The sequence below is a fragment of the Idiomarina sp. UBA3176 genome (assembly GCF_002364295.1).
GTDB lineage: Bacteria > Pseudomonadota > Gammaproteobacteria > Enterobacterales > Alteromonadaceae > Idiomarina > Idiomarina loihiensis.
Genome location: NZ_DEXU01000007.1, coordinates 150825 through 170909 on the forward strand (window position 1 = coordinate 150825; position 20085 = coordinate 170909).

The window sequence follows — 20085 nt, forward strand, 5'->3', positions numbered from 1 at the left end:
TAGGCTAAAGTTCATTCCAGTAGAACAGCTGATTTGCTTCTTTTGAAAGCGTGACAACTTCGGTGCCGGCAGCGTAATCATGCCAGGCTCGTTTGTTTTTAAAATCTACCAGAACCCAGAGGTTTCCAAGGCCTGCACAACAAGTAATCAGCCTGATAAAAACCTGGCGATTAGTCAGCCTCGAACCATCACGGTTTTGAAGTTTCAGGCGCCACGCGCGCATACCTAAGGTTTGACCCGAACGTTTCCAGAACCAGCCAAAAAATAGCGAAACAACGGAAAGAAGATACAAGCTGTACCAAGGTCCCTGGGCTAACCAGGCGGCGTGATCCATTCCTTCTGGCAACACTAACCAGTCAAAAGTAGTCAGCAGCGCGGCAAAGAGTAAAGCCAAGGCTGAAGCGAGCATAATAATAGCTACGGCGACTAAAAAGTCATAAACCCAGGAGACAAAACGTCTGGGAAAGCCGGCACTGGGGGAACTGGCGTGTAATTTCTGTGCTGCGGAACTCATGTGAAACTCATTTAACTCAATCGTGTTTTAATCATATCATGAGCTAAGCGGGCTGACAGCTACCTCAGTTTCACTCTCAGTTGTGCTCTTAGCTGTATAAGGAATCAGCAGTTAGTTGGATTATAAGGTATTTTAGTGAATTATTGCTTGATTAGAGAGAGTGGACGAGTATAATTCCGTCCCGTTGCTTTGTTACGCAACGCCTTCACCTTATAAAGCATGGCGCTGTGGTGGAATTGGTAGACACGCCTGATTCAAAATCAGGTTCCTTCTGGGAGTGACGGTTCAAGTCCGTCCAGCGCCACCAAGTTTTTCCCTTCGTAGTTAGTACTGAAAATGCCAGAAGCGCAAAAGCACTTCTGACATATAATTGATTTCAGTCAATGACCTCATGATGATTTATCGCTGAAATAATTTCCGCAAAAGTTGAGGGCAGGTGATAAACGTTTACTGACTCCCCTGTTAATTCAGCTATTCTAAGAGATGACACTACGCCACAGACTTCTCCATCGTTAATCACGAGAAGAAAGTCGCGGCCACTGGCTTTGAGAGTTGCCGCTGCGTCACCGATTTTAGCTTTCTTTAAGTCCTCAAGTCTTACCTGTGGTAATGCCACCAGAGGTAACATCAACTCTTTTACTGCCAATTCCCGCCAGCCAATTTGCTTGACGGTACTTAGCTGAGTTGCTTTGCGTCCGTGAAGCTCACGCAATGCCAGTAAACCTGTCATTTCATCACTTTGATTTTTTATGCAGGCGTAGCGGAGGTTGGCATTACGAAGCTTTTGCTCTGCGTCGCTGACCAGAGTGCTCTCCTTTATTTCTAGAGGAGATACTTTTGTGAAATCATCAACAACATGCGTAGCACTATCGTGCCAGCTAATTAACGGTTGATGCTCATAGTTGTGGTGTATTGCAATTTTATCGGCTGCAGAAGACCATTGAATTTCTTTAAACTCACTCATGACAAACTCCTTTAAAAATTAAAAAAATACAGAATTTTTAAAGGTGAGCGGGTGGCCCCCGGACGAGATGCCAATTCCATTGGGTAAGCTTCGGTTCGCTTTTCTCCTGAGATAGAGGAGCAAGCGCTAAGACGTTTTGAAAAACTCGTGAGGATGCGTCGATTGCTTTATCGAATTCGGGATCTTCTGCCTGAATTTCAGATATAGGCGATGACAGGTCTACAATGAAAACAGCGTTGGAATTTTGCTGCGCCGTTAGCTGTTTTTCACTAATTTCGCCAGATGCGGCGTAGCTGGCTGTACTGAAAACGATGAGTAATAAACACAGCAATACCCGATAGCTCCACTGTTGGAGCCCGTTTAATTCGGTTGTAGTTGCTGAATATTTTTGCATTTTTTGATCTTCGTAAATGTTCCAGTTCTCAAATTAGAGTATATAAGACGATTCGACAACTCATTTTTTTACCTATTAAGTAGTACATGGGTACGTTTTGTTCAAAATACAAGCTAAGCACTGACATTATGACTTTCAGCACGTATACTGTTGCCCATCGGTCCTCCTTAACCGTGCAACTACAATAGGATTCTATGTCAGATAATCAACAGAACAACAGTACGCCAGAATATGAAGTTGAAATTCCGGGCCGTGAGCAATTGCTTGAACTTGTAACCTCAAACAGTAAACCGGTTCAGTTTGATGAGTTCATTCGTCACTTTGGTTTAGATGATGAGCGCCAGGCAATTGGTTTGAAACGGCGTTTGCGCGCTATGGAGCGCGACGGACAGCTTATATACAGCAAAGCGAATGCTTATGGTCTGCCCGAGCGTATGGATTTGATCAAAGGTCGTATCATTGGTCATAAAGATGGTTTTGGATTTTGTCAGACTGAAGATGGCGGTAAAGACCTGTTTATTCCACATCATCAAATGTATTCAGTTTTGCATGGTGATCGCGTACTGGTTAAAACCAGTGGTAAAGATAGCCGAGGTCGCACCGAGGGGCGTATCGTTAGAGTTACAGAGCCCCGCGACAGTAATATTGTTGGCCGTTACTTCGTTGAACATGATCTGGGCATAGTAGTACCGGACGATGGCCGTATTAGTCAGGATATTCTTATTCCTGATGCGGATAAAAATGGCGCGCGTCATGGACAGCTTGTGGTCGTTGAAATTACCCGACGTCCAAGTCGCCGAACCAGCCCAATTGGTCGGGTCAGCGAGGTGCTGGGTGAACATATGGCACCGGGTATGGAAATTCAGGTCGCGATTCGTGAGCACGATATTCCTACCGAATGGCCAACTGAAGTTGACGAAGAGCTGAAAAAATATAGCGAAGAAGTCCCAGCCGAGGCCTACGAGGGTCGTAAAGACTTACGTGACCTGCCGCTTATTACTATCGATGGTGAAGACTCTCGCGACTTTGATGATGCCGTTTGCTGCGTGCAGGAAGAAAAAGGCTGGCGCCTTTGGGTAGCAATTGCCGATGTGTCTTACTATGTTCGTCCGGACACCGTTCTTGATAAAGCCGCAACAGAACGCGGTAATTCAGTTTATTTCCCCAGCAATGTTATTCCAATGCTACCGGAAAAACTGTCTAATGGTTTGTGTTCATTAAACCCCGATGTCGACCGTTTGTGCATGGTTGCAGAAATGGAATTGGGACCTCGTGGAAAACTCAAGTCCACAGAGTTTTATCCGGCAGTAATGAAAAGCCATGCGCGACTGACTTACAATAAAGTTAAAAAGCTACTTGATGGCGATGAAGAACTGCAACAGCAGTACCAGCATGTCATGGACAATGTGCAGGAACTGGAGCGACTTTATAACGCATTAAGTGCAGCTCGTAAGCGCCGCTCAGCTATTGAGTTTGATACGCAGGAAACCCGCTTTATTTTTAATGCTCAGCGTAAAATTGAGAGTATCGAACCGGTTAAACGTCATGTTGCTCACAAAATTATTGAAGAGTGCATGATTATGGCAAACGTGGCCTCTGCTCAGCTTATTGAGTCAGATAAAGAAGTTGGCGCGTTGTTCCGCGTGCATGAAACTCCGGCTGATGAACGATTGAACAACTTCCGCAGTTTTCTTGGTGAACTGGGTCTGAACCTGGAAGGCGGTGATGAACCATCTCCGAAAGACTATGCGACTTTGCTTGAGCAAGTGAAAGATCGTCAGGATCATGAACTGATTGAAACCATGTTGTTGCGCTCTATGCAGCAGGCGGTATATCAACCAGAGAATAAAGGGCACTTTGGCTTGGCATTGAAGTCTTACGCGCACTTTACCTCACCTATTCGTCGTTACCCGGATCTTATTTTGCACCGCGCGATAAAAGCAATTTTGCGCAAGAAAAAAGGTGAAGAGAAAGGCTTAGTGGGTGCATGGGCATACTCTGATAAGCAATTGGATGAACTGGGTGTACATACCTCAATGACCGAGCGACGTGCAGATGATGCTACCCGCCAGGTTGACGAATGGCTGAAGTGTGAGTTCATGCTAGACCATATTGGTATGGAGTTTGAGGGCGTTATTTCCTCAGTCACCAATTTTGGCTTGTTCGTGCGCTTAAGTGACTACCAAATTGACGGTCTTATTCATATTAGTAACCTCGACAACGACTACTATCACTTTGATCAGCAAAAAGGAATGCTAATCGGAGAGAACAGCAACAGCGTTTTCCGTCTGGGTGATAATGTGAAAGTCAAAGTGAAAGACGTGAATCTGGACGATCGTAAAATTGATTTAACTTTGCTGGAAGCGACGAGTCCGGGTGGCCAGAAACGAAATATGCCAGCTAAAGGTTCAGGCAAAGGTAAGAGAAAAGGACAGTCTCGTGGAAAAGGCGGCCAGCGGAAAAGCGGTAGTCGCAGCAGCAATAAGGGACGTAGCAAGTCATGAGTCAAAAAGTGACCGTATTTGGCTTGCACGCGGTGCGGGCCATATTAAAAAATCATCCAGACCGTTTGGTAGAGCTCTACGTTTCTAAAGAGCGTCAGGATGATTCGGTGCGTGACATTGTCAATCAATGCCATGCAACTGGCGTCAGACCTCAATGGGTGCCTAAACAAGCTTTGGAAAAACGAGCTGAAGGCGGTAACCACCAGGGCGTTGTGGCGACCGTTCAGTCGCCGCCTACTTTAACTGAGCACGACTTGCCTAAATTACTGGAACAAAGTCAGCAGGCCGGGTTGTTCTTAATACTCGATGGCGTGACCGACCCGCATAATTTAGGTGCTTGCCTGCGCACGGCCGATGCAGCAGGCGTTACGGGCGTTATTGTACCAAAAGACAAGTCGGCTCAAATTACTCCAACCGTGCGTAAGGTGGCGTCGGGTGCTGCCGAGAACGTTCCTCTTGTTGTGGTCACCAACTTAGCCAGGGCGCTTCGTGACTTACAGGAATTGGGCGTGTGGGTATACGGCACAGCAGGCGAAGCAACTCAATCTGTTTATGATGTTGATTACAGAGGGCCTGTCGCTTTGGTTATGGGTGCCGAAGGTAAAGGTATGAGACGTCTTACCCGCGAAACCTGTGACGATTTAGTCTCCATTCCTTTGTCTGGTAGTGTCAGTAGCTTAAATGTTTCTGTAGCCAGTGGTGTTTGCTTATTTGAGGTTGTCAGACAGCGCAATGGATCTTAAACGTCGCCTTTTGCCTATAGCCATTGCCTTAGCAATGGTCGCAGTATTGTTTGTCAGTTGGACGCCTAACTGGGAATCACCAACCTGGCTGCGTTCAGAGAAACCCTATGTCGCTTTTCATTTTGACGTTGAGGATGACGCAACCCAGTCTGTGCAAAACCTTGCCTTTGATATTAGTAATCGACTGGATGTCAGGCACGAATGGCACAGAGTCGAGGATAGTAATGCTGAATGGCAAGTCACTCTTGTATTCGCTGAACAGCAGGATGCGGTGCAAATTGATGCTACAGCTCGTCGCCAGGGCAAAATCGTAGACAATATTGTGGTTCGTGGCGACAAAGCCGTAGCAAACGAATTGGCCGACCGCGTTGTTGCTTTACTCAGCTCCCGCATTGAAAAAGCCCATAAAAACGCCGATTAATTTGCAATTGGCGTTCATTTTAGTTAGTATCGCGCGGCTTAAATCAGCCATATTTTCATTTTACTGAATGTGTTCCTTGCTTCTATGTTAGTGCGGCTGAGCTAAACTGAGGCTATACGAACCAAAAGGAAACTGTAATGCGTCATTACGAAATCGTATTTATGGTCCACCCGGACCAGAGCGAGCAAGTACCTGGCATGATCGAGCGCTACAGCGAAACGATCAAGCAAGGTGGTGGTCAAATCCATCGTTTAGAAGACTGGGGCCGTCGTCAATTGGCTTACCCAATCAACAAACTGCACAAAGCGCATTATGTTCTGTTGAACATTGAAGCGTCTGCAGAGGTTGTGGAAGAGCTTGAAACTGCATTCCGTTATAACGATGCAGTATTGCGCAATATGATCATGCGCAAAAAAGAATCTATTACTGAGCCTTCGCCGCTGACTAAGCCGAAGGAAGATCGTAAAGGTGACAGTGAAGCAGCGTAAGCTTGCTGACTTTCAATAGCCCTTATGAATCGACTGCATTTAACCGGAACACTTGGCAAAGTACCTAAGCTGGAAACCAGCCCGTCAGGTATTGAGCATTTACAATTAGTGATTGAACATCGGTCTATGCAACCGGAAGCTGGTATGAATCGTCAATCTTATGTGCGTATTCAGGTCGTTTTAAGTGGTGAAGGTTTACAACACTGGTTAGAAAAATTGACGGTGGGTTGTGAAGTTCTGGCAGAAGGTTTTCTGCACCGTCACGAGGATAGCAATGGCTCACCTCGTTTGGTACTTCATGCTCAGCATCTCGAATTGATTTAAGGAGACCATCATGGCTCGTTTTTTTCGTCGCCGCAAATTCTGCCGCTTTAAAGCAGATGGCGTAAAAGAAATTGATTATAAAGATATCGCTACGCTTAAGAACTACATTACTGAAACTGGTAAAATCGTTCCTAGCCGTATTACTGGAACATCCGCTAAGTATCAGCGTCAGTTAGCGCGCGCTATCAAGCGTGCTCGTTATTTGTCACTGCTGCCTTATACTGATTCACATCAGTAAGCTAGCACCGGTTCGATTACCAAAAGTAGAGGTAGCGAGAAATGAATGTCATTTTGTTAGATAAAATTGCTAACTTGGGAAGCCTTGGCGATCAAGTCAGTGTAAAATCTGGTTACGCACGTAACTTTCTTTTCCCACAGGGAAAAGCTGTACCTGCAACCAAAAGCAACGTTGATCTATTCGAACAACGTCGTGCTGAGTATGAAGCGAAATTAGCGGATCAATTAGCTGCTGCTCAAGCTCGCGCTGAAAAAGTAAATGCTTTAGATGCAGTAACTATTGCTTCTAAAGCTGGTGATGAAGGCAAACTATTTGGCTCTATCGGTACTCGCGACATCGCAGATGCAGTAACAGCTGCTGGCGTTGAAGTGAAGAAGAGCGAAGTATTAATGCCGCATGGTACATTACGTGAAGTCGGTGAGTTTGATATTGAACTGCACTTGCACGCTGATGTATTTGCAAACATTACATTGAAAGTTGTACCGGCTGAATAAGTCGTTACGGTTTTATCAAAAAGCTGCCTCCGGGCAGCTTTTTTTTTGGGGAAAAAATGTTTCCTGTAAACCTTCCTGATGTCTGTGTCGTCTAAACTACTATATTGATAATAAAGTGTGCCTAGGGAGAGAGCCTTGCAAAGCGAAACGGCCTGTGAAGATGTGCGACTGGCTGCGCAGGGTGATGTAGAAGCTTTTCAGCGCCTATATCATTTATATATACGGCAAGTATACGGGCTGGTATTGCGTTTGTGCGCAGACAGAACATTGGCGGATGACGTCGTTCAAGAAGTGTTCGTGCAACTTTGGCAGAAACTTAGCTCTTTTCGTGGCGAGGCAAAGTTTAGCAGTTGGCTTTATCGTGTAGCGACAAATATCTGTCTGACTGAAATGCGCAAACGAAACCGTTGGTTTTCCAGGTTTTTATCTCAAGAGCATAAGGCCCATGAGGAGTTTGATGAAGGGGAGATGGATATTCATCAACTCGATAGATTGATTTTTAAGCTCCCTGAGCAAACCCGGCAAGTTTTTGTTTTGCATGCGTTGCAGGGAGAATCTCATCAACAAATTGCGAATTGGCTGGGAATTGCAGTGGGGACAAGTAAAGCACAGTTTCACCGGGCCCGTAAAAAATTGGAGGAGTCACTTCAGGATGGCAAATAATGAAGAGTACCAAAAGTTCGAAAGTCGACTCGAAGAAATTAAGCTCAGCGGGATTAACCCTAGCAAAGATTTTTGGCCCGAAATTGAAAGGCAAATTGATTATCCGATATCGCGAAGAAGGTCTAAAACAACTTTTTGGCAAGGAGCCTTGGCCGCCAGTTTTTTGATTGCTCTCTTTATGACTGGATGGCTGTTCAGTTCTTTGCCGCCAGCAGAAAAAACGGTATCCGGATTCTACTTGTTAGCTGAAGAAATGAATGCTGAACAGCGACAGCAGCTGTATAGTCTACGCACAGGTTATGAAATGGCGGGGTATCATCAACTTAATGGTGAAATTGAAGCTCAGCTAATGCAATTGGCGTTAGCCAGGCAGGACATTACTGAATCGTTAAGGCTTAGCCCCGGGGATCCGAGTTTATTGGAATTGTTACGCTGGGTAAATGAGCAAGAGCTGAAATTACTAAATCAGTCTTATACGTTGAATAATAATTTACGAGAAATATAAACAGGAGAAAGAAATGAACAGAATATTATACTTAGTTGGATTATTGCTACTAACTTTGAGTTTCACAGTACTGGCACAGGAAGAGGTCGATGAAACCTTATCGGTCTCGCCAGGAGCAAGAGTGCTAATCGATAATATGAGAGGCAAAGTAGAACTCATTGTGCACGAAAAAAATGAAATTAGAGTGGTTGGGACACTGGATGAGAAGACAGAGAAGTTTATTTTCGAACAACGTGGTAATGGTATTCATATTAATGTTGAAACACCGCAAGAGCGAGGGTTCAGTTTTTCATCTGATGACGGCGGTTCCGACCTAAAAATTTATCTACCAGCGTCAATGGATATCAAAGTTAATGGTGTGTCCATGGATGTTATTGCAAATGAGTTTAACGGTGGCTTGGAAATTAGGCTGGTCAGTGGGGACGTTAGTGTCAATAAAATTAAAAACCGTCTGTTGTTAAAAACCGTTAGTGGTGACATCGATGCAAAAGATATTGAAGGTGATGTGCGTTTTGAGACGGTAAGCGGCGATATTATGGATATTCGGAATAGTTCTGACGCTGCGACTTATCAATCTGTGAGTGGCGATATTACAAGTCAGTCTGACTCAATTACTGAGTTTACTGCTCAGTCGGTTTCCGGAGATATTGACGCAAAAATTGGAACATTACGTAAAGGGAAAATGACCACCGTGAGTGGTGATGCCACTCTAACCGCAGCCCTGAATGAAAATGCACGCCTGGAGGCGAGCTCAGTTAGCGGCGACTTAACTTTTAAGTGGGAGGGCGAGATTCACGCAAACTTCAACTTGAAATCTAACGCCGGTGGTGAAATTACCAATTACTTAACAAAAGATAAAGCTATTGAAGCCGAATGGGGCCCATCATCTAATCTGGAGTTTATGATAGGAGAAGGCAGTGCGGATATATCTGCAACAACGGTTAGTGGTGAAATAACACTCGATAAAAATTAAATCGTGCTGTTAGGCGTTGCTTCGCTTTCTAAACAAGAGGGGATTTTGTATAGTAATCCCCTCTTATTATTTCCCTTTGCGAGACAACTTTCCCCATGGCAGAGAAGTCAAAAAAACGCGACGCGTCAATAGAAGCACTGCGCTCGGCACCACATTCAATTGAAGCTGAACAATCCGTTCTTGGCGGTTTAATGCTCGATAATGATGCCTGGGACAATGTTGCCGGTAGCGTCATCGCTGAAGACTTCTATCATCGTTCGCATAGGCTTATTTTTAAAGCCATGCATGAGCTTGCTCAACGCAGTCAGCCAATGGATTTGGTGACAGTTTCCGAAAACTTGGAAACGGCTGGGGAGCTTGAGCAAATAGGTGGTTTTGCCTACCTTGGAGAAATTGCGAAAAACACCCCCAGCGCGGCAAATATATTAGCCTATGCAAACATTGTCCGCGAACGAGCGGTGTTAAGGGAAATGATTGGTGCGGCAAATGATATTGCTGAGTCAGGTTACGATACTCAGGGGCGAAGCAGCGCCGAATTGCTTGATCTGGCGGAATCAAAAGTCTTTCAAATTGCTGAGAAGCGAGTCAGTTCCAGCGAAGGGCCGCAAGGTATCAATTTAATTCTGCAGCGTACGGTTAGCCGTATTGAGCAGTTGAGTAAGCTGAAAAACAATAACGGCGTGACCGGTGTTTCTACCGGCTTTACTGACCTCGATCAGATGACTGCTGGTCTTCAGCCTTCTGACCTGGTCATTGTAGCGGCACGTCCGTCTATGGGGAAAACGACCTTTGCCATGAATCTGGCAGAGAATATTGCGCTCAATGATGACCGTCCGGTATTGGTGTTTAGTTTGGAAATGCCCGCAGAGCAGCTGATGATGCGTATGCTGGCGTCACTTAGTCGGGTAGATCAGAATAAAGTACGTACCGGTAAGCTTGAAGATGACGACTGGGCTCGCATCGCGTCTGTCATGAACATGCTAAATGATAAAAATAATATCTACATAGACGACTCATCTGGCTTAACTCCTACCGAAGTGCGCTCCCGTGCTCGCCGGATTCATAGAGAGCATAAGGGAATATCCATGATTATGGTGGATTATCTGCAGCTAATGACGGTTCCGGGCATGTCGGAAAACCGAACGCTGGAAATTGCAGAGATATCTCGTTCTTTGAAGTCGTTAGCGAAAGAGCTGGAAGTGCCTGTGGTGGCGCTGTCTCAGTTAAACCGTTCACTTGAGCAGCGTTCCGATAAAAGACCCGTTAACTCAGACTTGCGTGAGTCTGGCTCTATTGAGCAGGATGCTGATGTTATTATGTTTATTTACCGTGACGAAGTTTACCACCCAGACTCAGCTGAACAGGGCTTAGCTGAAATCATTATCGGCAAACAGCGTAATGGGCCTATTGGTAAAATTGAATTGAAATTCCATGGGCAATTATCGAGGTTTGACAACTATGCCCGCCATGCCAGCGACGAGCGTTATTAGTCGTCGCTATTTGATTTTATCGAAGCATATTTCTATGTAAGCTTTGCCGGCAACGTGGTTGAATGGCATGATTAATTTTGAGCCTTCAGATTTATGAGAAATGGTATGGTCTTTACCTGAAACCACAATTGGAGTAGCCATATCAAAATCGTAACCTTTTTCACCTAGTGTCTTTTTGGCTCCGCCGGTAACCATATTCGTGATTTCGCCGACCATATCACAGACATCTTCGTTAATTGAGTTTGGTAACTCACCTAACATTTTATTCATGATTTCACAGGCCAGATTTTCCTCAAATGAAATTGAGAATGATCCTTTTATCTGTGGGCCCACCATACCGATGACGCCTGATACATCGCCCCGCGCGTACTCATCCTTTTTTAGTTGAGCTTTACCGGGCTTCAATTCCATTTGAGCCATCATCGACAAGACATTTTGCAGTGCTTGAAGAAATGGGTTTACGAACTCGGCATTCATTTTCTATTCCTTTATCTCTTGCTGGCACGTAATTGTGTCAGATGTATTTTCAATGGTCAGAATTAGGCTACGATTGCCATGATCATCGACGACATTGATAGTATTTACCTGGGCAGAAAAGCTATCCATTAATAGCTTATTTGAAACATCCCACCCACACAGGTTATCACGCTTCGGTATCTCCTGATAAACCCAAATTTTCTGGTAGTCAGCTTCAAAACCTACCCAGTTTGGCTCAACTTTATTTCCTTGCGAGTTTACCAGTTGAAACTTTTCAGTTATCCAGTCTCTGATATGTTTTTCAGAACCTTCTTCTTCCAGTCTAAAAGCCTTTCCCAGCCGCTTTTTAAGCACTTGTTGTACGTCATGCAAAGTATACTGATGAATAATTTCTATTGCTTGGGTGTTTTTATTCGCACTTATTTCGGTTAACCCAAAAAAATAGCGATGCGCTGATACAGAAGGTATCAGCGCGAACAAAAAAACAATAGCAGCAACAAGTTTAATCATCGTTGCCCGACTCCAACTCCTCGTTGAAGTCTTCCATCATGCTCTTATTACGGTCTTCACGCTTAAACAGTTCAATCCGGGATGGCACTGCTCTGGCTGGCCAGTAGTTGTTACTGGTATCAACATCTGCCGTCTCCCAGTTAGGGTCAACAACGACTTGAGTCAAAGTTTTATCGCGAATTAATAACTTGCTCACCTTTTCTGGAGAGCGACGCCATACTTCGGCCGGAATGCGAACATGTTCTTTACTGCCATCTTCAAACTGAAGATCTAGTAAAATAGGCATAACTAAGCCGCCTTTATTGACGAAATCAAGTACGTAGAAGTTGCTGCCGTTCTTCAGCATTTCCCGCTGCTCTTCGTTAAGCCCCTCTATCAGCTCTTGATATTTGTTTCGGTCAGCGTTAGTGACAGTGTAGTCGTCGTTCTCATTATAAAAGTCAGTAAGATCCGGTTGCTGATGAATTTTATAATTAACGTCGGCATTACGCTGAGTTGTCAAAGACTCTGGCTCAGCATTTTCTTGCTGTTCTTGCCATGCTTTTTCGATTTCCGGATCTTGCGTATTAATAGTCAACTGATTGACTTGCTCAAGGGCGATATCGACATGGTCAGTAGAGTAGAACCAGCCTCTCCAGAACCAGTCTAAATCAACGCCGGAAGCATCTTCTATGGTTCTGAATAAGTCTTCTGGTGTAGGACGTTTAAATTTCCAACGCTGCGCATACTGACGGAAAGCGAAATCAAAGAGCTCACGGCCAACGATAGTTTCACGTAATATATTAAGTGCTGTAGCTGGCTTTCCGTAGGCATTATTACCAAATTGCAGAATCGACTCTGAGTTGGTCATAATAGGCATTTGGTTACTGCTGGCCATGTAACTGGTAATGTTACGCGGTTCACCGCGCCACGACGGATAATCTTTTTCCCATTTTTGTTCAGCCAGAAACTGTAGGTAAGTATTGATACCTTCATCCATCCAGGTCCACTGGCGTTCATCAGAGTTAACTACCATAGGAAAGTAAATGTGACCAATTTCGTGGATGATTACAGAAATTAGACCGTATTTGGTGCGTTTAGAGTAGTATTTCTCACCTGAATCCTCATCAACGTAAGGGCGCGGACCATTAAAGGTAATCATCGGGTATTCCATACCACCAACAGGGCCGTTTACCGATATAGCGACAGGATAAGGATAGTCAAAGCTGTAATCGTTATAGTGCTCAATTGTGTGAATAATAGAAGCGGTCGAGTAACGTTCCCATAATGGATTGCCCTCTTCAGGGTAATACGACATAGCCAGCACATTGGTATCGTTCTTTTTGTAACCTTGCGCGTCCCAGATAAACTTGCGCGACGAAGCCCAGGCAAAGTCACGAACTTTATCTGCTTCGAAAATCCAGGTTTTAGTATTGCTGGTGCTTTCCTTCTGATTTTCTAATGCCTCTTCTTCAGTGACAATTTTTACCGGCTTGTCTGAATTACGGGCTTTTTCCAGGCGTTCACGCTGAGTAGAAGTGAGTACTTCATCGGGATTTTGCAAAACACCAGTAGAGGCTACAATATGATCCGCCGGAACCGTTATCTCTACGCGATAATCACCAAACTCTAAAGCGAACTCTCCGTTGCCGATAAACTGTTTATTCTGCCAACCTTCAGCGTCGTAATATGCGGCCATACGAGGGAACCACTGTGCCATCTCATACAGGTAGTTTCCGTCGTCTTCAAAGTACTCATAACCGCCGCGACCACCAAGTACTTCAGCTTCGATAATATTGAACTGCCAGTTGATATTAAAAGTGACACTTTCGCCGCTTTTAAGGGGCTCATCCAGATCCAGCCTTAGCATAGTGTCATTAACGTAATGTGCTAAAGGTTCACCATCTTCGTTACTGATTTCTGTAAGCTCATAACCGGCCGGAAACTCTTCCTGAGTGAGCATGCTTTCCATTCTGGAAAAGCTAACTCGGTCTAAATCTCCGGAGGCTTGACTCTGCGGCCCAATGGAGTCTTTCTTAAAGCGGTTCTGGTCAAGTTGAACCCATAAATAGCGCAAAGTATCGGGGGAGTTATTGGTGTACGTTATGGTGCTTTGTGCCGTAATACTCTGATTCTCATCGTCCAGAGCAACCTCAATTTTGTAGTCCGCTTCCTGTTGCCAGTAAGCATGTCCGGGAGCACCGGACGCCGTACGATAAATGTTCGGACTACGGAATTTATCATCGTTAAGCTGGCGGAATTTATCTTCAAAAGCTTGAGCGGTTGCCGCCTGATTAACGGTTAAACAAACCGCTGCAGTGGCAATAAGATGATTGAGCTTCATAGTGTTACCTATTGTTATTATTTAATAGCGCTAATATTAAAGGCATTTAGTGCACAAACCATGTGCTTCTATAGTTTGGCTCTGAACCTTAAACCCTTGATCTTCGGCTTGATGTTTCAATTCGTCATAAACCCCTTCGGACTGAATTTCCTGAACATCGCCGCAGGAACTGCAGATTAACATTTGAACCGGATGTTGATGGTCGAAATGCGAGCAAAGAACAAAACTATTCGACGAAGTGATTTTATGAACGAAGCCTTGTTCTTGTAAAAAGTCTAAAGCGCGGTAGATTGTCGGGGGTTTTGCATTGGGCATGACTTCCCGCAGTTGATCAAGTAAATCATATGCGCCGACGGCTCCTGAATGCTCTGCGAGTATCGCGAAAACTTCGCGGCGGGCATTTGTCAGGCGGGCACCACGTTGTTGGCAGAGTTTTTCAGCTTTTTGTATAAGTCGTTGTGCTTCTTGAGCTTTCATTATTGACTACAATTTATGACCATTTTAGTCATTGTAGAGAGTTTTAGGGGTAAGGAAAAGGGTTTTACGGAAGAGGCTGCTTACTGGTGTATTCTGAGTTAAAATAGTCTGCTAAATATACTGACTTTGTCGGTTAACTTTTTACCGGGTGGATGTTTTGACCGAACCATATTCTTATAAGCTTTCTGTAGCCCCGATGCTGGACTGGACCGATCGCCATTGCCGGTATTTTCATCGTCTCCTGACCAGGAGTACCTTGCTTTATACCGAGATGGTAACGACAGGTGCGATTATTTTTGGTCAGCAGGATTTTCTGGCATTCAATGCAGAGGAACATCCGGTTGCTTTGCAGCTGGGAGGTTCGGAGCCCGCGGCTATGGCCGAGTGCGCGCGTTTGGCACAAGAGCGGGGGTACGATGAGGTTAATATTAATGTCGGTTGCCCATCTGACCGAGTGCAAAATGGTAGCTTTGGCGCGTGCTTGATGGCTCAACCGGAAAAAGTTGCTGAATGCGTAAAGGCAATGAAAGCGGTAACCGATATTCCGGTTACCGTAAAAACCCGTTTGGGCATTGATGAGCAGGATTCTGATGACTTTCTATATGAATTAACCGATGCCGTTGTTGCTGCTGGTGTTGATCAACTGACTTTGCATGCCCGTAAAGCCTGGCTGCAAGGCCTTAGCCCGAAAGAAAACCGGGATATTCCTGAATTGCAGTATGAACGGGTTTACCGGGCCCAAAAAAGATACCCTGATGTCCCCGTGGCGATTAACGGCGGAATTGTCGAATTGCATGAGGTTAAGCAGCATTTAAACCAGGTCCATGGGGTGATGATTGGCCGGGCAGCCTACCAAAATCCCTGGTTACTTACTCAGCTTGATTCTTTGAGTGAAACGAAGCCGGCAGAGTTAACTCGTGAGGCTGTAGTTACCGCGATGATACCTTATATAGACAACCATATTCGACAGGGCGGGCGCGCCTGGCATGTGGCCCGCCATATGCTGGGACTGTTTCAGGGAATGACCGGAGGTAAGCGGTGGCGCCAGTATCTTAGTGTGAAAGGCCCCAGAGCCACCAGCGCCGAACAACTGCTTTATGGTGCTCTGGCTTTTCGCGATGATCACAGTCAGCACGTATCATCATTAACGTCATAAATTGACTAAAAGTTGGTGAAAAACACTAACCTGAGAAATCTTCTTTCTCTCAGTTAAAAATAAAAAGTGATTATATAACAAATGGTTAGCAACATTTAAAAAGATGGCACAACCTTTGAATTACATAGTGTGACTTAACTAACGCACTGTCATTTATTCAAAGGAGAAAATCATGAAAGCGTTAATCGTAAGTGTTGTCAGTGGTGTTATGTTGTTCAGTGCATCGGTCTCAGCTGCCGATGAGAATAGAGATTCTATCACTGCTGAGCTTCAAGCTCAGATTGCTGAAATTTCTGAAGAAGCGATGCAAAGTGTCAAACAGTCGGTTTCAGAGTCAATTGAAGAGTGGGTTATAGAGTTTTTGCCTGATTTAAAGCAAGCTGAAACTCAGATTGACCCTTCTGAACAAAAGAATAAGCAGTCTCAGTAAGGGGCTCCCGTGATTTTATTAGATCAATGGTGGCTCATTTGGTTGGCGGCACCGGTATTAGGAACCTTGATTGTCGGCGCTGTCATAAGTTTCAGCGTATCAGTAATGCGGCACAGCTAGACTTTTGCTACTCTGCGTATATCTCGTATAAAAATAAAAAGAGGAATACGTATGATGAAGTCTCTGATAGCCGCTTCTGTACTGGCCGTTATTACCGGTTGTGCAACAGCGGGGCAAGCCGCAACCAACGTTTCTGAACAAGCGGAATATACCGCTAGTGACAAAGCTGAAAAATTGGCGAAGCAGTATTTACTAATAGACACACATATTGATGTACCTTATCGAATTCATGATAAGTGGGAAGATGTAACAGAGGCCACTGCAGAAGGGGATTTTGACTACCCGCGTGCAGTAGAAGGTGGCCTCGATGCCCCGTTTATGTCTATTTATATTCCGGCCTCTTATGAAGAGAGTGGCGGCAGTGTTCAGTTGGCTCATGAGCTTATCGACGGTATGGAAGCGCTTGTCGGACGTGCACCAGATAAGTTCGCAATGGCTTATAGCACTGATGATATCCGCGAAAATAAAGAGCAAGGCTTGATGTCAATTGCTTTGGGCATGGAAAACGGCACTCCTATCGAAGGCGATCTTGACAACCTGCGTATGTTCTATGAGCGCGGTATTCGCTACATTACTCTGGCTCACTCATTATCTAATCACATTTCAGACTCTTCTTATGACATTCGCCGTCAATGGGATGGCTTAAGTCCATTCGGTAAAAAATTGGTCAAAGAAATGAATAAGGTAGGGGTTATGGTTGATGTGTCGCACATTTCCGATGAGGCGTTTTATCAGGCGGTTGAAATTAGTGACGCTCCGGTCATTGCGTCGCATTCGTCGCTGCGCTCTTACACTCCGGGTTTTGAACGTAATATGAGCGATGACATGCTAAAGGCCTTAGCGAAAAATGAGGGCGTTATCCAAATTAACTTTGGTTCGTCGTTTTTGGCTGAGCAGGCCAACCGTTACCGTGACATGATGAAAAAGCGGATTACCGCAGTAAAAGAGCAATATGGCGAAGACAGCGACGAAGCGAAACGTCGCATTAAGGACATTGAAGCTAATAATCCGTACCCCTTTGCGACTGTAGATACCGTTTTAGACCATATCGATCATGTACGTGATTTGATTGGGGTTGAACATATCGGTATTGGCTCCGACTACGATGGTGTTGGTGATTCCTTACCTGTTGGACTAAAAGACGTATCTAGCTATCCAAATCTTGTTCAGGGGTTGATGGACAGAGGGTACTCAGATAAAGAAATTGAAATGATTCTGGGTGGTAATTTAATGCGTGTTTGGGAGCAGGTTGAAGACTACGCCAAAACACATTAAGGCCTTGACACCAGGCCGTGAATCGGTATAATTCGCGGCCACGTCTTTTGAGTTTATCGGCTTTGGCCGTGTGAAAGGCGTTCGACAACAGTCCCGATTGGGGACTGAATGGTTGACGTAGAACATCGCACCCCCGGTATGTGCCAGGGAGGTTGCGATTTTCTGTGCTCTTTTTTAAATGCTCTTTTATTGAGGCTTTGATTTATTTATGGCTAATCAAAGAATTCGGATTCGTTTGAAAGCGTTCGATCACCGTCTGATCGACCAGTCGACTGCAGAGATTGTTGAAACTGCAAAACGCACTGGTGCTCAGGTACGTGGTCCTATCCCACTGCCAACACGGAAAGAACGCTTCACCGTGCTGATTTCTCCACACGTGAATAAAGACGCGCGTGACCAGTACGAAATCCGCACCCACAAGCGTCTGATTGATATCATGGACCCTACTGACAAAACGGTTGACGCGCTTATGCGTTTAGATTTGGCAGCTGGCGTTGATGTACAGATCAGCTTGGGTTAAGTGGGCAGTAATAGGATTACACACGAGAGGTTTTAACAATGGCTATAGGTCTAGTCGGTCGTAAAGTAGGAATGACGCGTGTCTTCCAGGAAGACGGCGCTTCTGTTCCTGTTACTGTGATCGAAGTGCTGGCGAACCGTGTGACTCAGGTTAAATCTGATGACACTGACGGTTACCGTGCCCTTCAAGTAACCACAGGCGAGAAGAAAGCGAGCCGTGTAACCAAGCCTTTAGCAGGTCACTTTGCTAAAGCTGGTACAGAGGCTGGTCGTGGTCTTTGGGAATTCCGCCTGCAAAATGGCGAAGGCGAAGATTACGCAGTAGGTTCTGAACTGACTGTTGATATTTTTGCAGAAGTTAACAAAGTAGACGTTACTGGTACTTCAAAAGGTAAAGGCTTTGCCGGTACTGTGAAGCGCTGGAACTTCAGCATGCAGGACGCTACTCATGGTAACTCATTATCTCACCGTGCACCGGGTTCAATCGGTCAAAACCAGTCGCCTGGTAAAGTATTCAAAGGCAAGAAAATGGCTGGTCAGATGGGTAATGAGCAAGTCACTACGCAATCACTTGAATTAGTTCGGGTTGATGCAGAGCGCAGCTTGTTGTTGATCAAAGGTGCGGTCCCGGGTGCAACCGGAAGTGATGTGATCGTTAAACCAGCGGTCAAGGCATAACGTCTGAGGAGAATAGTGATGGAATTAACATTGAAAGACGCAAAAGGCGCTCTTGAGGTTTCCGAAGCTACCTTTGGACGTGAGTTTAATGAAGCCCTTGTCCATCAAGTAGTTGTAGCTTACGCTGCAGGTGCTCGTCAGGGCACAAAAGCTCAGAAAACTCGTTCTGAAGTAGCCGGTGGTGGTAAGAAGCCTTGGCGTCAAAAAGGTACTGGTCGTGCCCGTGCAGGTACAATCCGTAGTCCTATCTGGCGTTCTGGTGGTGCGACTTTTGCAGCTAAACCGCAAAATCACAGCCAGAAAGTAAACAAAAAAATGTACCGCGGTGCGATTAAAAGCATTTTGTCGGAACTGATTCGTCAGGAACGTTTGATTGTTGTTGAGAAGTTTGGTGTTGATGAGCCAAAAACAAAGCAACTGGCAGCGAAACTGAAAGAAATGGATCTGAACGACGTTTTGATCGTGACAAAAGAAGTTGATGAGAACCTGTTCTTAGCTTCTCGCAACTTGCATAAAGTCGACGTGCGCGATGTTCAGGGTATTGACCCTGTCAGTCTGATTGCTTTCGAGAAAGTGCTGATGACTGCTGACGCCGTCAAGCAGCTTGAGGAGGTGTTATCATGATGCGCGAAGAACGTTTGCTTAAAGTGATTTTAGCACCTCACGTTTCGGAAAAATCGACTAACACTGCTGAAAATAACAACACGGTTGTTTTTAAAGTAGCTGTTGATGCGACTAAAACCGAAATCAAAGCGGCTGTCGAAAAATTGTTTGAAGTTGAAGTCAAAAACGTACGTACAGTCAACGTGAAGGGTAAAACCAAACGTACTGGTTCTCGTTTTGGGAAACGCAGTGACTGGAAGAAAGCGTATGTTGCCTTGAATGAAGGTGCTGACATTGACTTCTCAGGCGGCGCTGAGTAACAGGAGGAATAAACATGGCTGTAGTTAAAAGTAAGCCTACGTCTCCGGGTCAACGCCACGTCGTTAAAGTCGTCGGTCAGGACCTGTACAAAGGCAAGCCTTACGCACCATTGCTGGAAAAAAACAGCAAGTCTGGTGGTCGTAACAATAACGGTCGTATCACGGTTCGTCACATTGGCGGTGGTCATAAACACCACTACCGTGTAATCGACTTTAAACGTAATAAAGATGGTATCCCTGCAAAGGTTGAGCGTATTGAATACGATCCTAACCGTTCAGCGAATATCGCTTTAGTTTTGTATGCTGACGGTGAACGCCGTTACATTCTGGCTCCGAAAAACCTTTCAGTAGGCGATCGTATCCAGTCTGGTGTTGACGCACCAATCAAACCTGGTAACAGCCTGCCAATGCGCAACATCCCTGTGGGTAGTGTTGTTCACGCGGTAGAGTTACAGCCAGGTAAAGGCGCACAGATGGCTCGT

The 20085-nt window shown here is 45.2% G+C and carries 26 protein-coding genes and 1 tRNA gene; 20 read left to right on the plus strand and 7 right to left on the minus strand.

The window, feature by feature from the left end:
- Nucleotides 1–4: 4 nt before the first annotated feature.
- On the minus strand, nucleotides 5–514 hold the full coding sequence (locus B2U97_RS03795; RefSeq protein ID WP_272990217.1) for an RDD family protein: 510 nt from the start codon (nucleotides 512–514) through the stop codon (nucleotides 5–7).
- A 221-nt stretch (nucleotides 515–735) separates the two neighbouring features.
- Here B2U97_RS03795 and B2U97_RS03800 point away from each other — a divergent pair.
- Nucleotides 736–821 (plus strand) — tRNA-Leu (locus B2U97_RS03800).
- Between the two features lie 69 nt (nucleotides 822–890).
- Here B2U97_RS03800 and B2U97_RS03805 read toward each other — a convergent pair.
- Together B2U97_RS03805 and B2U97_RS03810 are read right to left on the minus strand one after the other, a co-directional pair.
- Nucleotides 891–1478, minus strand: a complete 588-nt coding sequence (locus B2U97_RS03805) for a hypothetical protein (RefSeq protein ID WP_011235172.1) — start codon at nucleotides 1476–1478, stop codon at nucleotides 891–893.
- A 37-nt stretch (nucleotides 1479–1515) separates the two neighbouring features.
- A complete protein-coding gene (locus tag B2U97_RS03810; protein ID WP_016341380.1) occupies nucleotides 1516–1872 on the minus strand; it encodes a hypothetical protein in 357 nt (118 codons plus the stop codon).
- 194 nt (nucleotides 1873–2066) lie between these two features.
- Here B2U97_RS03810 and rnr point away from each other — a divergent pair, with 194 nt between their 5' ends.
- From rnr to dnaB, 11 genes are all read left to right on the plus strand, one after another.
- Entirely contained in the window at nucleotides 2067–4376 is a 2310-nt protein-coding gene (rnr, locus tag B2U97_RS03815; protein WP_272990214.1) for a ribonuclease R, read from the plus strand.
- On the plus strand, nucleotides 4373–5119 hold the full coding sequence (rlmB, locus tag B2U97_RS03820; protein WP_110013988.1) for a 23S rRNA (guanosine(2251)-2'-O)-methyltransferase RlmB: 747 nt from the start codon (nucleotides 4373–4375) through the stop codon (nucleotides 5117–5119). Before rnr ends, rlmB begins: the two co-directional genes overlap by 4 nt.
- The gene (locus tag B2U97_RS03825; protein WP_011235169.1) at nucleotides 5109–5540 is read left to right on the plus strand and encodes a hypothetical protein; all 432 of its coding nucleotides are present in this window, start codon (nucleotides 5109–5111) and stop codon (nucleotides 5538–5540) included. The genes rlmB and B2U97_RS03825 overlap by 11 nt, the downstream gene beginning before the upstream one ends.
- A 137-nt stretch (nucleotides 5541–5677) precedes the next feature.
- Nucleotides 5678–6028, plus strand: a complete 351-nt coding sequence (gene rpsF, locus B2U97_RS03830; protein ID WP_011235168.1) for a 30S ribosomal protein S6 — start codon at nucleotides 5678–5680, stop codon at nucleotides 6026–6028.
- A gap of 24 nt (nucleotides 6029–6052) precedes the next feature.
- Nucleotides 6053–6352: a primosomal replication protein N gene (gene priB / locus B2U97_RS03835; RefSeq protein ID WP_011235167.1), complete on the plus strand. Its 300-nt coding sequence runs from the start codon at nucleotides 6053–6055 to the stop codon at nucleotides 6350–6352.
- 10 nt (nucleotides 6353–6362) lie between these two features.
- Complete coding sequence (gene rpsR, locus B2U97_RS03840) at nucleotides 6363–6590, plus strand: 30S ribosomal protein S18 (protein WP_011235166.1); 228 nt, start codon at nucleotides 6363–6365, stop codon at nucleotides 6588–6590.
- A 41-nt stretch (nucleotides 6591–6631) separates the two neighbouring features.
- A complete protein-coding gene (rplI, locus tag B2U97_RS03845; protein WP_011235165.1) occupies nucleotides 6632–7084 on the plus strand; it encodes a 50S ribosomal protein L9 in 453 nt (150 codons plus the stop codon).
- Nucleotides 7085–7219: 135 nt separating this feature from the next.
- Nucleotides 7220–7747 carry an RNA polymerase sigma factor gene (locus B2U97_RS03850; RefSeq protein WP_153849575.1) on the plus strand — a complete coding sequence of 176 codons (528 nt, stop codon included), beginning with the start codon at nucleotides 7220–7222 and terminating at the stop codon, nucleotides 7745–7747.
- The gene (locus tag B2U97_RS03855; RefSeq protein ID WP_011235163.1) at nucleotides 7737–8252 is read left to right on the plus strand and encodes a hypothetical protein; all 516 of its coding nucleotides are present in this window, start codon (nucleotides 7737–7739) and stop codon (nucleotides 8250–8252) included. Before B2U97_RS03850 ends, B2U97_RS03855 begins: the two co-directional genes overlap by 11 nt.
- Nucleotides 8253–8265: 13 nt before the next feature.
- Complete coding sequence (locus B2U97_RS03860; protein ID WP_272990206.1) at nucleotides 8266–9225, plus strand: DUF4097 family beta strand repeat-containing protein; 960 nt, start codon at nucleotides 8266–8268, stop codon at nucleotides 9223–9225.
- A gap of 95 nt (nucleotides 9226–9320) precedes the next feature.
- The gene (gene dnaB / locus B2U97_RS03865; protein WP_011235161.1) at nucleotides 9321–10715 is read left to right on the plus strand and encodes a replicative DNA helicase; all 1395 of its coding nucleotides are present in this window, start codon (nucleotides 9321–9323) and stop codon (nucleotides 10713–10715) included.
- Nucleotides 10716–10721: 6 nt separating this feature from the next.
- Here the strand turns inward: dnaB and B2U97_RS03870 are convergent, their stop codons facing one another.
- Genes B2U97_RS03870 through zur form a run of 4 tightly spaced genes read right to left on the minus strand, consistent with a single transcriptional unit; the run spans nucleotide 10722 to nucleotide 14502 of the window.
- The gene (locus B2U97_RS03870; protein ID WP_011235160.1) at nucleotides 10722–11192 is read right to left on the minus strand and encodes a chemotaxis protein CheX; all 471 of its coding nucleotides are present in this window, start codon (nucleotides 11190–11192) and stop codon (nucleotides 10722–10724) included.
- 3 nt (nucleotides 11193–11195) lie between these two features.
- Complete coding sequence (locus B2U97_RS03875) at nucleotides 11196–11702, minus strand: DUF6702 family protein (protein WP_011235159.1); 507 nt, start codon at nucleotides 11700–11702, stop codon at nucleotides 11196–11198.
- On the minus strand, nucleotides 11695–14025 hold the full coding sequence (locus tag B2U97_RS03880; RefSeq protein ID WP_011235158.1) for a M1 family metallopeptidase: 2331 nt from the start codon (nucleotides 14023–14025) through the stop codon (nucleotides 11695–11697). Before B2U97_RS03880 ends, B2U97_RS03875 begins: the two co-directional genes overlap by 8 nt.
- Before the next feature lie 36 nt (nucleotides 14026–14061).
- Nucleotides 14062–14502, minus strand: coding sequence for a zinc uptake transcriptional repressor Zur (zur, locus tag B2U97_RS03885; RefSeq protein WP_011235157.1), 441 nt, complete (start codon nucleotides 14500–14502; stop codon nucleotides 14062–14064).
- 157 nt (nucleotides 14503–14659) lie between these two features.
- Between zur and dusA the strand changes: the two genes are divergently transcribed.
- The 8 genes from dusA to rplB all read left to right on the plus strand — a co-directional run.
- On the plus strand, nucleotides 14660–15658 hold the full coding sequence (gene dusA / locus B2U97_RS03890) for a tRNA dihydrouridine(20/20a) synthase DusA (protein WP_011235156.1): 999 nt from the start codon (nucleotides 14660–14662) through the stop codon (nucleotides 15656–15658).
- A 172-nt stretch (nucleotides 15659–15830) separates the two neighbouring features.
- Nucleotides 15831–16088 carry a hypothetical protein gene (locus B2U97_RS03895; protein ID WP_011235155.1) on the plus strand — a complete coding sequence of 86 codons (258 nt, stop codon included), beginning with the start codon at nucleotides 15831–15833 and terminating at the stop codon, nucleotides 16086–16088.
- 174 nt (nucleotides 16089–16262) lie between these two features.
- Nucleotides 16263–17483, plus strand: a complete 1221-nt coding sequence (locus tag B2U97_RS03900) for a dipeptidase (RefSeq protein WP_011235154.1) — start codon at nucleotides 16263–16265, stop codon at nucleotides 17481–17483.
- Between the two features lie 208 nt (nucleotides 17484–17691).
- Nucleotides 17692–18003 carry a 30S ribosomal protein S10 gene (rpsJ, locus tag B2U97_RS03905; RefSeq protein WP_008488677.1) on the plus strand — a complete coding sequence of 104 codons (312 nt, stop codon included), beginning with the start codon at nucleotides 17692–17694 and terminating at the stop codon, nucleotides 18001–18003.
- A gap of 38 nt (nucleotides 18004–18041) precedes the next feature.
- Nucleotides 18042–18680 (plus strand): 50S ribosomal protein L3, encoded by a 639-nt coding sequence (gene rplC / locus B2U97_RS03910; RefSeq protein WP_011235153.1) that lies wholly within the window; start codon nucleotides 18042–18044, stop codon nucleotides 18678–18680.
- An 18-nt stretch (nucleotides 18681–18698) separates the two neighbouring features.
- The gene (gene rplD, locus B2U97_RS03915; protein ID WP_011235152.1) at nucleotides 18699–19304 is read left to right on the plus strand and encodes a 50S ribosomal protein L4; all 606 of its coding nucleotides are present in this window, start codon (nucleotides 18699–18701) and stop codon (nucleotides 19302–19304) included.
- Nucleotides 19301–19603: a 50S ribosomal protein L23 gene (gene rplW, locus B2U97_RS03920; RefSeq protein WP_011235151.1), complete on the plus strand. Its 303-nt coding sequence runs from the start codon at nucleotides 19301–19303 to the stop codon at nucleotides 19601–19603. The genes rplD and rplW overlap by 4 nt, the downstream gene beginning before the upstream one ends.
- 14 nt (nucleotides 19604–19617) lie before the next feature.
- On the plus strand, nucleotides 19618–20085 hold a 468-nt coding region (gene rplB / locus B2U97_RS03925; RefSeq protein WP_286830247.1), incomplete at its 3' end, for a 50S ribosomal protein L2.

Coding starts and splice junctions, on each gene's coding strand:
- B2U97_RS03795 (WP_272990217.1), bottom strand. CDS start 514: ATGAGTTCCGCAGCACAGAAATTACACGCCAGTTCCCCCAGTGCCGGC.
- B2U97_RS03805 (WP_011235172.1), bottom strand. CDS start 1,478: ATGAGTGAGTTTAAAGAAATTCAATGGTCTTCTGCAGCCGATAAAATT.
- B2U97_RS03810 (WP_016341380.1), bottom strand. CDS start 1,872: ATGCAAAAATATTCAGCAACTACAACCGAATTAAACGGGCTCCAACAG.
- rnr (WP_272990214.1), top strand. CDS start 2,067: ATGTCAGATAATCAACAGAACAACAGTACGCCAGAATATGAAGTTGAA.
- rlmB (WP_110013988.1), top strand. CDS start 4,373: ATGAGTCAAAAAGTGACCGTATTTGGCTTGCACGCGGTGCGGGCCATA.
- B2U97_RS03825 (WP_011235169.1), top strand. CDS start 5,109: ATGGATCTTAAACGTCGCCTTTTGCCTATAGCCATTGCCTTAGCAATG.
- rpsF (WP_011235168.1), top strand. CDS start 5,678: ATGCGTCATTACGAAATCGTATTTATGGTCCACCCGGACCAGAGCGAG.
- priB (WP_011235167.1), top strand. CDS start 6,053: ATGAATCGACTGCATTTAACCGGAACACTTGGCAAAGTACCTAAGCTG.
- rpsR (WP_011235166.1), top strand. CDS start 6,363: ATGGCTCGTTTTTTTCGTCGCCGCAAATTCTGCCGCTTTAAAGCAGAT.
- rplI (WP_011235165.1), top strand. CDS start 6,632: ATGAATGTCATTTTGTTAGATAAAATTGCTAACTTGGGAAGCCTTGGC.
- B2U97_RS03855 (WP_011235163.1), top strand. CDS start 7,737: ATGGCAAATAATGAAGAGTACCAAAAGTTCGAAAGTCGACTCGAAGAA.
- B2U97_RS03860 (WP_272990206.1), top strand. CDS start 8,266: ATGAACAGAATATTATACTTAGTTGGATTATTGCTACTAACTTTGAGT.
- dnaB (WP_011235161.1), top strand. CDS start 9,321: ATGGCAGAGAAGTCAAAAAAACGCGACGCGTCAATAGAAGCACTGCGC.
- B2U97_RS03870 (WP_011235160.1), bottom strand. CDS start 11,192: ATGAATGCCGAGTTCGTAAACCCATTTCTTCAAGCACTGCAAAATGTC.
- B2U97_RS03875 (WP_011235159.1), bottom strand. CDS start 11,702: ATGATTAAACTTGTTGCTGCTATTGTTTTTTTGTTCGCGCTGATACCT.
- B2U97_RS03880 (WP_011235158.1), bottom strand. CDS start 14,025: ATGAAGCTCAATCATCTTATTGCCACTGCAGCGGTTTGTTTAACCGTT.
- zur (WP_011235157.1), bottom strand. CDS start 14,502: ATGAAAGCTCAAGAAGCACAACGACTTATACAAAAAGCTGAAAAACTC.
- B2U97_RS03895 (WP_011235155.1), top strand. CDS start 15,831: ATGAAAGCGTTAATCGTAAGTGTTGTCAGTGGTGTTATGTTGTTCAGT.
- B2U97_RS03900 (WP_011235154.1), top strand. CDS start 16,263: ATGAAGTCTCTGATAGCCGCTTCTGTACTGGCCGTTATTACCGGTTGT.
- rpsJ (WP_008488677.1), top strand. CDS start 17,692: ATGGCTAATCAAAGAATTCGGATTCGTTTGAAAGCGTTCGATCACCGT.
- rplC (WP_011235153.1), top strand. CDS start 18,042: ATGGCTATAGGTCTAGTCGGTCGTAAAGTAGGAATGACGCGTGTCTTC.
- rplD (WP_011235152.1), top strand. CDS start 18,699: ATGGAATTAACATTGAAAGACGCAAAAGGCGCTCTTGAGGTTTCCGAA.
- rplW (WP_011235151.1), top strand. CDS start 19,301: ATGATGCGCGAAGAACGTTTGCTTAAAGTGATTTTAGCACCTCACGTT.